The organism is Agrobacterium sp. InxBP2, assembly GCF_026191755.1.
GTDB classification, from domain to species: Bacteria; Pseudomonadota; Alphaproteobacteria; order Rhizobiales; family Rhizobiaceae; genus Agrobacterium; species Agrobacterium pusense.
This window is the reverse complement of record NZ_JAINDY010000023.1, coordinates 248,024-257,537: the sequence shown is the minus strand read 5'-3', so window position 1 is coordinate 257,537 and position 9,514 is coordinate 248,024. Positions and strand designations below refer to the sequence as shown.

The following is a 9,514-nucleotide window of genomic DNA, read 5'->3' as shown; positions in this document are numbered from 1 at the left end:
AGAGAACAAGAGAACAAGAGAACAAGAGAACAAGAGAACAAGAGAACAAGAGAACACGAGAACAAGAGAACAAGAGAACAAGAGAACAAGAGAACAAGAGAACAAGAGAACAAGAGAACAAGAGAACAAGAGAACAAGAGAACAAGAGAACAAGAGAACAAGTCAACGGGCGGACAGGTGATTAGGCAAGTAGCGTCTGGAACAAACTTTAAGAAAGCAAAGAACCCGAATTCCGGTCATCACGGCAGCCTCGGCCGCTCCAGGCTCAAGGATCCCACGCTGGGTTACCGGTACTTTTTCCGAACGGCGCGGGCTGAGGGAGCGAGCCGACGTGATCGGCCAGCGGTCGACGAAAAGACAAACCTCCCCGCGACAGGCGTTGGAGCAAATCGCAAACATGGAAGCGCGAGAGTCGTGATGTCGTTGAGGGTTACTCTCCCAACCTGAACCTCGTGCTTCGCTCGATTAGACTCGACCCGTCGGGACATCCCATTAGTGAAGTCCGATTTGACCGGTTTCAGACTGGTTGGAGCAACTGACACCTGGTGGCCGTAGAACAGGACTGCGTCGCCGGATGTCCGAGGCATTCGCCTATCCAATCTTGTCGAGTTAGGATTTATCAACAAAGCCTGCTTTCTGCACAACGGCCATGCCTGCTTCGACGCGTGGGCCCAACGTGCTCGACTACCGCGATGGCCGGACGAGAAGCAGCGGCGCCGCGCCTCCAAATCGGTCGTTCATGCGGTTCCGAAACCGTCTTGAAAGAAGTCGTCCGTACGCGCCAACGCGAAGGACCAAGAAGGGCGGGCGTTTTCATGCGTGACCAGAGAGGAACTTTTCGGTAGACGGACGATATCGCTATGCACTCAGAAAACGAGCGAATAGGCTCGGGTCGGGCTCCAGCTCATCGACCACCTAATCGAACCTGAATTCTTCGACACCGCTTTCGAACGCTGTGCGTAAGCCGCTCGAACACCCTCGTCGGATCGCTGGCCGAATCAGAAACCTCCTGTGCCACCGCATCGCATCCGACGCTGACCAGTTGTGCGAGCTCCTCCACCCGTTTCAACGTTGATGCACCGCTCAGTCCAACGTCATCAGCCAGTGCCTGCCAACGGCACGTCGCAGGTCAGGCGCATGGAACCGGCCAGAAATCCCCTGAGGCAGACTTTGATCGACCTGCCGATAAGCGGCTGCGCACATAAGGTCATAGAGAGGAGCCATCTTCGCGGACCCACCGGCACCGATCAGGATCGAGTAATTTTCGCATGCGAATCCGAATTGCAGATCAGAACATTCAAGATCACCGCGTCGAGAAGTTTCAACCGCTCGCCAGGAGAAACAAGATCGCTGACGGCGTCAAACATCATCTTCATGGTCACGCCGCGGCCGGTCGAGGATCGCTCGTATTTCTGCGACGGGAAATGTCCCGTTAACTGGCAAATATCCTCCTGATGCGCAACCTGCGGATCTCCCCTTGAGGGTCGGTAAAGCGATCATAGCGTTTCACGAGAAGATAACGTCGCTTGCCAGCTACTCCGATCGTCGCCTCGGCAGCCTCCAGACCGCAGGCACGCGCAAGCGACAGGCAAAAGGCTTCGTTCTCCACGCTCCCCGCAAGGCGTTTCGTATCAGGCTTGAGAATATGCGTTGATGGCGTCCCATCAACCGGAACTGAAATATGGCCGTGCCCGTCGACAAACACCGGCAGTTTCTCCTGGACGCCCGCAAGCGACATGGAAACACCGCGCTCTCCGACCAGAAAAGTTTGGCAGGAAGTTCACCGAGAATACGCTCCAGCGCCTGCTCATCCGGCACGGGCTGGAGGTTGACACCCGCTTTACGCGGTTCGCCGGTCGACAGCGCTCCCGCCGTGTCACGTCCGATATGACCAAGCAGACCGACAATGTCCTGTGGAGAAACCTTGAGGCGTTGTCCGATCTAGGCAAGATGTGTTTCTGGAAGCAGATTGGCAAGCCAGGGCAGCAGCTTGGCAGTACCCATGGGCCCGGAGCGCAGCGGCATGGTGAGCGACACCGGAAAGGCCGTGCGGCGCGCTTCCCAGCCCGGATCATAGTCCAACGTCCATTCGCCATCAAAAGTCAGATGGGCGACAGGCAAGGTCTCGTAGTAGATGGTTGTCATCGATCAGCACCAAACATCGGCAAAAAGCCAAGGTCATCGTCCGGCGCGGCTGGCACAGCCTGAACCGTCTTGAGATCGCCGATCTCAATGCCGACGGTGCGCGCGACGATCAGGGCTTTTTCGAGCTGGCAACTCGGCTTGCCCGATTCAAGCTCGACGATGAAGTCGTTCACCCGTTCCGGAACGGGCAGCAAGCCCGGTTTGCGTCCAGCCAAGAGATTTGCGTTTCTCCTTGATAGCATCGCCGAAATCGCGTGCGGACCTGAACATCGTGAACCTCTATCTCTTATCTTACCGTACAACTATTGTTTTCATCAACATTGCCAGATAAATTACTACACCGGCACTTACAGTAACCTTAATTATATACATTAGAAATATCGCATAAATACATAATATTCCATCCATAATCTATTATGAGTATAGCGGATAACCCTGTTCACCCCGCGTTCCGCCCTTTGGGACTGGCATCACAGTAAAGCCCCAAAACCGCAGTCCAAGGCAGCGCTGCAGGACTTCTGTTGACGCCAGCCGGCCGTCCCGGCAACCTCATACCATGACCCAGACCAACTGTTTCATTGCCGAGCTCATCCGTGATGCCAACCTGCTCGACCATCTCGACGGCTATCAGAAGCGCCGTATGCTCGAACGCGCGCTCACAACAATTCGCGACATGCGCGAAACAATCGGTATTCCATCCGGCGCCGGCCGTGACAGTCTCGTTGACCTCCACGCCGTTGCACTCTCGGTAGAACGTGGACGGCGCAGCGATGAGGAAGTGCGAAACGCTCTGCTGCAGGCAGCCGGCATGATCCGCGACCTGCATATCGTCCTCGACAGCAAAACCGAAATCAGCCTTGTCAAACCTGCCGGTTGAAAGCGTTGCAGCTCGCCTGACCGGCGGCACCAGAGCCGAAACCGCCCCTGAAACCGGTGAGTAATCACAAATGCTAAGGCTCGCGCATTCCTACGCTTCAGGCGAGATCAGAGCGACCGTTGGAAAATACGATCGGTAACGAGCCACATCTCGCGTCAACAAGGGAAGGTTTTGTATTGCCGCGTGGGCGCCTATAAAAAAGTCAGGCAAAACACCGTTACGGGTACCGCCACCGCGGCGATATCGGTAAAGGCCTTTCCCGCCAGAAATAACGCCGCGCGAGGGAAAAGGCTGAACTTCAACCCCGCCTGATCAACAAAAGCATCAAGTTCTTCTATCCGCTCATATCGAACAGACAGTTCCGCGTAGACAACGTCATTGATGAACAGCGGACCCGAAACGCTCGCCAGTTCGAGCTGCTCAATCGACCAGTCGGCCCAAACCGGGTCGTCCGTCACAAGATCAAGCAGGACATTTGTATCGACAAGCGTCACTCGTCACCACGGGTCAGCGCCATGATGGCGTCGGTACCCAGACCTTCACCAGCATGTCCGCGCAGCTTGGCGAAACGCGTGAGTGGCTGTTTCTTGTCTGCCCTGACGAGAACTATCCTTCCATCGGGGGCCCGAACAAAATCGACCGAGCTACCTGGCGAAATCCCTAAAAGCTCACGTACGGCTTTTGGAATGGTGACCTGCCCTTTGGCCGTTACCGTTGTTGCCATCTCAAACTCCCGTAATACCGGCGTAGAAGATGGTATTACTTCTGTGCCTCTGTTTCAACCAATCTCGCGATGAAATCAGTCACCAACGCCCAGCCACCAAATCATACCCGACAACATTCAGCCTATCGCCGTTAGGATTACATTAACCATGCCGGACCACTCTTCCGTTAGCAACGATGGAGGTTGGCTATGGCTTACGACTGGGACCGCAATGAACGCGACGGCCGGTTCGATGAACTGGCGGCAGGACTGATATTCTTCACAATAATCACCCTGCTTCTGGCGTCAGCTTATCTCGTGACAAGCCTTGCCAGCTAGGGCGGTTCATTGCCTGCGTGCCGGCCAATATAGAATACGCCAGATTGGCAACATCGATAGCACAATGATCACATCATCATCCGCTTTATGCCTGCCAAAGGTCAGTAATGGAACATGACGGACGATCTTGGCGGCCATATCCTGCTTCTCTCCGGCCATCCCGGCTCTGGCAAGTCGACAATCGCCGGAACGCTGGCTCACTTGCCCGGCGTGCCAAAGGTGCATTTCCATAGCGATGATCTGTGGGGATATATCAAGCATGGCCGCATCGATCCCTGGCTGCCGCAATCCCATCAGCAGAACCAGATGATCATGCAGATTGCCGCCGACGTTGCCGGTCGCTACGCGAAGGCGGGCTACTTCGTGATCCTCGATGGCGTCGTGCGACCGGACTGGCTTCCGGCCTTTACGGCACTTGCCCGGCCGCTGCATTACATCGTCCTGCGCACGACAGCGGCAGAGGCGGTAGAACGCTGTCTAGCCCGCGGTGGTGACAGCCTCAGCGATCCTGATGTCGTCGCCGATCTTCACTCGCAGTTCGCCGATCTTGGTGCCTTCGAGCACCATGTCCTGTCAATGTCAGGCATGGACAAGGGTCAGGCTTTGCAATCGGTCATCAATGCGCTGCAATCGGCACGTTTCCGTATCGATGCTTTGGATGAAAGCAATCGATAACGAATGTGCAGGATGAAACAAGCGTGGCTCTACCGACCATCTACCTCCTTCGTCACGGCGAAACCGTCTGGAACTCTCTTGGCCGGTTTCAAGGACAATCGGATTCACCTCTCACGCAGCGTGGCATCGAGCAGGCGGATCATGTAGCTCACTTGCTCCGCGAAACGCTCTGCAACGATGACCAGTTGTTCCAGATGCAGATCAGTCCGCTTGGGCGCGTGCGCCAGACCGCGGACCGCGTACAGGCCAAGGTGCCACTCCCGTATATAGAAGATGACCGACTGGTTGAAGTTACGACCGGCTCCTGGGACGGGATGACGCGATTTGAGATCGACAACGAGTTTCCCGGCCATCTTGACGGGACAAACGCGTTCGACTGGTATTTCGGGGCGCCAGACGGCGAAAGTTTCGATGACGCCTGCAAGCGCGCGACGTCATGGATCTGGGATATCCGGCATCCGACCATCGTCATTTCCCATGGTCTGTTCGGGCGGATCCTTCGCGGCGTGTTTCTCGGACTTTCAAAGCGGGAGATGCTCGAACTGCCCGTTCCGCAGGATGGATTTTACCGGCTAGACGATGGCAGGTGCGATCTCGTCACCGGTTCCCCGTCCATACCTGCGCGTGTTCAATGACGGAGCACAGTTCGCTGTCCCAACGGACCGCGAGCAACGCGCAAACTGCTGACATCGACCTCGGCGCCGAAGCAGGCTCGACCCTTCGATCGATACGGAGAAACACATGCCGACACTTCAGGATATCTATCTTTCCTATCTCGACTGCCTCAACCGTCAGGCTTTCGATGAACTCGGAACCTTCGTCGCCGACAATGTCGAACACAACGGCCGACCATTCGGATTGTCGGGCTATCGCGACATGCTGGAAAACGACTTTGCCGACATTCCCGACCTGCGGTTCGAGGCAGAGATCCTTGTCATCGAGGCGACACGGGTTGCCGCCCGGCTTCCGTTCGATTGCATGCCCAAATCCACCTTCATGAGCCTTCCGGTCAATGGCAGGAGGGTTCAGTTCTGCGAGCATGTGTTCTACGAATTTGAGCACATGAAAATCCGCAGGGTCTGGTCGGTCATCGACAAGCCCGCAATCGAACGTCAGCTTGGCTGAGAGCCCTGGCCTTGCAAAGACATCGGCTGCCGGCAAAGGCCTGTAGAATTATCCTGACGAGCGCGAGCGCAAGCGACTTCCCACCGCGCCCGGGCAGCCTCGATTTTATGCAGACCGCTGCACGGATCGTAGGCGTTGCACAAAGGTTACATCATTTCTTAGGCAAAAGGCATATAAATGATCTCTCATGTAAGGGAGTTCAGAGACTATGAAGAAAATCGTATCGACTATCGCATTCGTGCTCGCGGCATCGACTGCAATGGCGGCCGATGCCGTATCAGAAGTACCTGCAGCCCCGGCAGCAGAGGTTGCGCCGCTGTTCAGCTGGACCGGATTTACCGCCGGTGTCCAGGCAGGTTACGGCTGGAACAACAATGACGCTTCGATCGTCGGCCTTCCCGGCGAAACGTCCGCAGACTTCGACGGCGCTCTCGCCGGCGGTTTCGTCGGCTTCAACTATGACCTTGGCAACAGCTGGGTCGTTGGCCTTGAGGCTGACTTCGAAAAGAACTGGGGCGATGATTCCGCCACCATTCTCGGCACAGGCTTCGACTACGGGTTTGACTGGCAGGGTTCGGTTCGCGGCCGGGTCGGATACGCATTTGACCGTGCACTGGTATACGGTACCGCAGGCTGGGCCTATGCTCGCGGCTATGCGGAAGTCCCGGGCATTGCCGACGTGAAGGAAACCTTCAATGGCTACACCGTCGGCGTTGGTCTCGACTATGCATTTACCGACATGGTGTTCGGACGCGTTGAGTACCGTTACACCGACTTCGGCGACAAGGATTTCAACTTCGGTGGCGCTGCAATCAACGCGGATGTCGACCAGCATGCAATCCGCGTCGGCCTCGGCGTAAAGTTCTGATCCACCTGGACAGCAACAACAAAAGCCCGGCCTTCGTGCCGGGCTTTTTCCTGTACCTTTTTAAAAGCGGCAGCAAGGAACCGGGGCCGGCAAGTGCGGGCAACCGGTTCGTCAGCGTATCCGCAGCACAATTACTGAACATGCCGACCAGGACCGAACGCGGACGGACACGTTCCTTCTTCCGCCAGCAGACGCTCAGCCGGTCTCATCCATGATCTTCCCTTTGAGCGAATCCTCAAGCAGTTGACGATCGGCACCACGCAGCGCCATCCGCGGCAATTGACGCCGCAGCAAGTCCCACAGCATCTGCGCATCCGTCCGCCGATTTTTGCAGTTGGTAGAGCATTCTCATGCCACGCAGCACCTCCAGCAGCACCTAAAGTTCCCGTTCCTTCAAGGCCTTCTCGGAAACCGACCAGACCGAGAACCTGAAGAATCTCCGTTCCGACGCTTGTTCTGCACGGTGAAGACGACCAGATCGTTCCGATCGCCGACCTGCTGGCCCTCATCAAGGGCTGATACTTTTGTGACATCAGAATGTGGCCGATCATTCGGCCGCATTATTATTTGGGCGAGGCCAGATGGTGCCGCCAGGCGGTGCGACGGGAACCAAGGGTCAACTCGGAAGTTCACAAAACCCGCAGTGGCGTTCCGTTCAGCCATGCGACGAGATTGTCCACGGTATCTCGATAGAAAATCCGATATGAGTTTTCGGTAACAAACCCGATATGAGGCGTCGCGATCACATTGCCAAAAGTCCGAAGCGGATGATTACTGGGCAAAGGCTCATGATCAAACACGTCCACTGCAAGACCTGCGATCCTCTTGGTTTCCAGGGCAGCGATCAAAGCTCCTTCATCGACAAGCGGACCTCGTGACGTATTCACGAGCCAGGCTGTTGGCTTCATCAAAGCCAGCTGCTCCTGACCGATTACGCCCTTCGTTCGCTCCGACAGAACAAGATGCAACGTCACCCAGTCGGACTCGCGAAGAAGCGTCTCTTTTTCAACCCGTCGCACACCGGCAGCTTCTGCCGCCTCATCGGTCAGATTCTGGCTCCAGGCGATCACGTCCATACCGAAAGCAAGCCCGACCTTTGCGATCTGGCGGCCGATCCTGCCCAGACCGATGACACCCAGCGTGCTGCCCGAAAGGTCGCGCCCGACCGTGGTTTGCCAGCCACCACTCCGAAACGAGGCAATTTCTGTGGAAATATGGCGTGCCGCCGCAAGGATGAGTGCCCAAGTCAGCTCCGGGGCGCCCGATCCGTTCGCACCCGTCGCCGAAACAACGATGCCAAGATCACGGGCCGCGGCAAGGTCGATTGAGGCGTTGCGCCCTCCAGTCGTTACGATGAACCGCAGGTTCGGCAGGCGCTTGAGAACACGTCGCGGCAGCGGCGTCCGTTCGCGCATGACGCAGACAGCATCGAACGGCAAGAGACGATCAACCAGGCGTTCTTCGTCCGCGATGTGGTCATTGAAGATCGTGATTTCGGCACAGTCTTTCAATGGCGACCAGTCGGCGCTGGTGATCGCCACATTCTGGTAATCATCCAAAACCGCGATATTTCTTACGTCATGGCGGCTCATGAGACGACGCCACCGATTTTGACGATAAGCTTGCCGAAATTCTTGCCTTTCAGCATGCCGATGAAGGCGTCAGGAGCATTCTCCAATCCATCGACGACATCCTCGCGGTACCTGATCTCGCCGCTAGCGACCCTTGGGCCAATCTCCGCGAGAAAGTCATTGAAATGATCGGCCGCAAATTCAGTCTGGATGAAACCTCGAACGAGAAGGCTCTGTCTCAGGATCGCCGACATCGTTGCCGGAAGACGGTCTGTCTGCGACGAGTTTGCACCGTTATATTGAGAAACGAGGCCGCAGACGGGAACACGCCCGAACTGGTTTAGAAGAGGCAGTACCGCATCCCAGACGCGTCCTCCGACATTCTCGAAATAGACATCAATCCCGTTTGGAGAGGCCGCGTTCAGATCGCTGACAAAATTCTCCGAGCGATGATCAACCACGCTGTCGAAGCCAAGTTCATCCTTCACGAATGCACATTTGTCGGGCCCACCGGCTATACCGACTGCCCTCGCCCCGTAAAGCTTTGCAAGCTGTCCGACCATGGAACCAACGGGGCCAGAGGCTGCAGCGACAGCAACCGTCTCACCCTGCTTCGGTTTGCCAATGAACTTCAGACCACTCCATGCAGTAAATCCCGGCATGCCAAGGACGCCGATCGCGGTCGTGACCGGCGCGCCGTGCGTCTCGACCTTTCGTAGCAAGTCCCCATTGATGACCGCCCCCGTACACCAACCGGTCCGCCCGCGCACGATGTCGCCGGGCGCAAAACCGTTGTGCCGTGACTTCACCACCTCGCAGATCGTCTCGCCTTCCATGATACCGTCGATGGGTACAGGCGCCGCGTACGATTTGGCATCGCTCATACGCCCACGCATGTAAGGGTCGAGCGAAAGATAGAGAACGCGGACCGTGACATCGCCCTCGGCTGCTTCGCGCAGCTCGGCATCCTCAAGGCGGAAATTTTCATGCGATGGTTCTGCCAAGGGTCGGCTTGCCAGCACAATACGTTTTATCGTCATCATAAGGTTCGTTCCTCGTTTATTAGCCCAAGTCTTGGGCCGCCCTCGGCTTGGATATTCCACCGCTTCTCGAACTCCACGGGTGGCGGCATCCCATTCCTGATGTGCTTGCGTTTTGGGTTGTAGATCATTTTGATGTGCGGCGCTGCCTAAAGAACCGGTGATAATTGC

Annotated in this window: 13 protein-coding genes and 3 pseudogenes; 8 read left to right on the top strand and 8 right to left on the bottom strand. The window is 56.5% G+C overall.

The genetic code is table 11. The features are described 5' to 3' along the window. Positions 1-447, top strand: a 447-nt coding sequence (locus tag K7A42_RS08015; protein ID WP_282455044.1) for a hypothetical protein, incomplete at its 5' end; no start/stop codon positions are given. An 800-nt stretch (positions 448-1,247) separates the two neighbouring features. Here K7A42_RS08015 and K7A42_RS08010 read toward each other — a convergent pair. The 4 genes and pseudogenes from K7A42_RS08010 to K7A42_RS07995 form a co-directional block, all read right to left on the bottom strand. Further along, entirely contained in the window at positions 1,248-1,445 is a 198-nt protein-coding gene (locus K7A42_RS08010; protein ID WP_282455046.1) for a HipA domain-containing protein, read from the bottom strand. After that, positions 1,433-1,738, bottom strand: a complete 306-nt coding sequence (locus K7A42_RS08005) for a HipA domain-containing protein (protein ID WP_112552917.1) — start codon at positions 1,736-1,738, stop codon at positions 1,433-1,435. The genes K7A42_RS08010 and K7A42_RS08005 overlap by 13 nt, the downstream gene beginning before the upstream one ends. 203 nt (positions 1,739-1,941) lie before the next feature. Further along, complete coding sequence (locus K7A42_RS08000) at positions 1,942-2,145, bottom strand: HipA N-terminal domain-containing protein (RefSeq protein WP_282455043.1); 204 nt, start codon at positions 2,143-2,145, stop codon at positions 1,942-1,944. Then, positions 2,142-2,415 (bottom strand): annotated as a pseudogene (locus K7A42_RS07995) (helix-turn-helix domain-containing protein). The gene K7A42_RS08000 and the pseudogene K7A42_RS07995 overlap by 4 nt, the downstream one beginning before the upstream one ends. Before the next feature lie 286 nt (positions 2,416-2,701). On the opposite strand from K7A42_RS07995, the gene K7A42_RS07990 reads away from it, so the two are divergent. After that, the gene (locus K7A42_RS07990; RefSeq protein ID WP_282455042.1) at positions 2,702-3,022 is read left to right on the top strand and encodes a hypothetical protein; all 321 of its coding nucleotides are present in this window, start codon (positions 2,702-2,704) and stop codon (positions 3,020-3,022) included. 90 nt (positions 3,023-3,112) lie between these two features. On the opposite strand, the pseudogene K7A42_RS07985 reads toward K7A42_RS07990, so the two are convergent. Together K7A42_RS07985 and K7A42_RS07980 are read right to left on the bottom strand one after the other, a co-directional pair. After that, positions 3,113-3,516 (bottom strand): annotated as a pseudogene (locus K7A42_RS07985) (type II toxin-antitoxin system VapC family toxin). After that, a complete protein-coding gene (locus K7A42_RS07980) occupies positions 3,513-3,746 on the bottom strand; it encodes an AbrB/MazE/SpoVT family DNA-binding domain-containing protein (RefSeq protein WP_006700634.1) in 234 nt (77 codons plus the stop codon). The pseudogene K7A42_RS07985 and the gene K7A42_RS07980 overlap by 4 nt, the downstream one beginning before the upstream one ends. Positions 3,747-3,935: 189 nt before the next feature. Here K7A42_RS07980 and K7A42_RS07975 point away from each other — a divergent pair, with 189 nt between their 5' ends. The 6 genes and pseudogenes from K7A42_RS07975 to K7A42_RS07950 form a co-directional block, all read left to right on the top strand. Continuing rightward, positions 3,936-4,064, top strand: coding sequence for a hypothetical protein (locus K7A42_RS07975; protein WP_267900252.1), 129 nt, complete (start codon positions 3,936-3,938; stop codon positions 4,062-4,064). Between the two features lie 114 nt (positions 4,065-4,178). After that, the gene (locus tag K7A42_RS07970; protein ID WP_045535492.1) at positions 4,179-4,739 is read left to right on the top strand and encodes an AAA family ATPase; all 561 of its coding nucleotides are present in this window, start codon (positions 4,179-4,181) and stop codon (positions 4,737-4,739) included. A gap of 23 nt (positions 4,740-4,762) precedes the next feature. Beyond that, positions 4,763-5,374, top strand: coding sequence for a histidine phosphatase family protein (locus K7A42_RS07965; protein WP_282455041.1), 612 nt, complete (start codon positions 4,763-4,765; stop codon positions 5,372-5,374). Positions 5,375-5,480: 106 nt separating this feature from the next. Then, positions 5,481-5,864 (top strand): ester cyclase, encoded by a 384-nt coding sequence (locus K7A42_RS07960; RefSeq protein ID WP_034497755.1) that lies wholly within the window; start codon positions 5,481-5,483, stop codon positions 5,862-5,864. A 208-nt stretch (positions 5,865-6,072) separates the two neighbouring features. Beyond that, complete coding sequence (locus K7A42_RS07955) at positions 6,073-6,732, top strand: outer membrane protein (RefSeq protein WP_022563966.1); 660 nt, start codon at positions 6,073-6,075, stop codon at positions 6,730-6,732. Between the two features lie 395 nt (positions 6,733-7,127). Beyond that, positions 7,128-7,227 (top strand): annotated as a pseudogene (locus K7A42_RS07950) (alpha/beta fold hydrolase); the annotation flags it as partial. A 134-nt stretch (positions 7,228-7,361) separates the two neighbouring features. Here the strand turns inward: K7A42_RS07950 and K7A42_RS07945 are convergent. Together K7A42_RS07945 and K7A42_RS07940 are read right to left on the bottom strand one after the other, a co-directional pair. Beyond that, complete coding sequence (locus K7A42_RS07945; RefSeq protein WP_282455040.1) at positions 7,362-8,324, bottom strand: D-2-hydroxyacid dehydrogenase family protein; 963 nt, start codon at positions 8,322-8,324, stop codon at positions 7,362-7,364. Continuing rightward, positions 8,321-9,346, bottom strand: coding sequence for an NADP-dependent oxidoreductase (locus K7A42_RS07940; protein ID WP_022563963.1), 1,026 nt, complete (start codon positions 9,344-9,346; stop codon positions 8,321-8,323). Before K7A42_RS07940 ends, K7A42_RS07945 begins: the two co-directional genes overlap by 4 nt. Positions 9,347-9,514: the final 168 nt, after the last annotated feature.

Excerpts from the sequence above, each read along its gene's own strand:
- K7A42_RS08005 (WP_112552917.1), bottom strand. The coding sequence starts at position 1,738 with ATGTCGCTTGCGGGCGTCCAGGAGAAACTGCCGGTGTTTGTCGACGGG.
- K7A42_RS08000 (WP_282455043.1), bottom strand. The coding sequence starts at position 2,145 with ATGACAACCATCTACTACGAGACCTTGCCTGTCGCCCATCTGACTTTT.
- K7A42_RS07990 (WP_282455042.1), top strand. The coding sequence starts at position 2,702 with ATGACCCAGACCAACTGTTTCATTGCCGAGCTCATCCGTGATGCCAAC.
- K7A42_RS07980 (WP_006700634.1), bottom strand. The coding sequence starts at position 3,746 with ATGGCAACAACGGTAACGGCCAAAGGGCAGGTCACCATTCCAAAAGCC.
- K7A42_RS07975 (WP_267900252.1), top strand. The coding sequence starts at position 3,936 with ATGGCTTACGACTGGGACCGCAATGAACGCGACGGCCGGTTCGATGAA.
- K7A42_RS07970 (WP_045535492.1), top strand. The coding sequence starts at position 4,179 with ATGACGGACGATCTTGGCGGCCATATCCTGCTTCTCTCCGGCCATCCC.
- K7A42_RS07960 (WP_034497755.1), top strand. The coding sequence starts at position 5,481 with ATGCCGACACTTCAGGATATCTATCTTTCCTATCTCGACTGCCTCAAC.
- K7A42_RS07955 (WP_022563966.1), top strand. The coding sequence starts at position 6,073 with ATGAAGAAAATCGTATCGACTATCGCATTCGTGCTCGCGGCATCGACT.
- K7A42_RS07945 (WP_282455040.1), bottom strand. The coding sequence starts at position 8,324 with ATGAGCCGCCATGACGTAAGAAATATCGCGGTTTTGGATGATTACCAG.
- K7A42_RS07940 (WP_022563963.1), bottom strand. The coding sequence starts at position 9,346 with ATGATGACGATAAAACGTATTGTGCTGGCAAGCCGACCCTTGGCAGAA.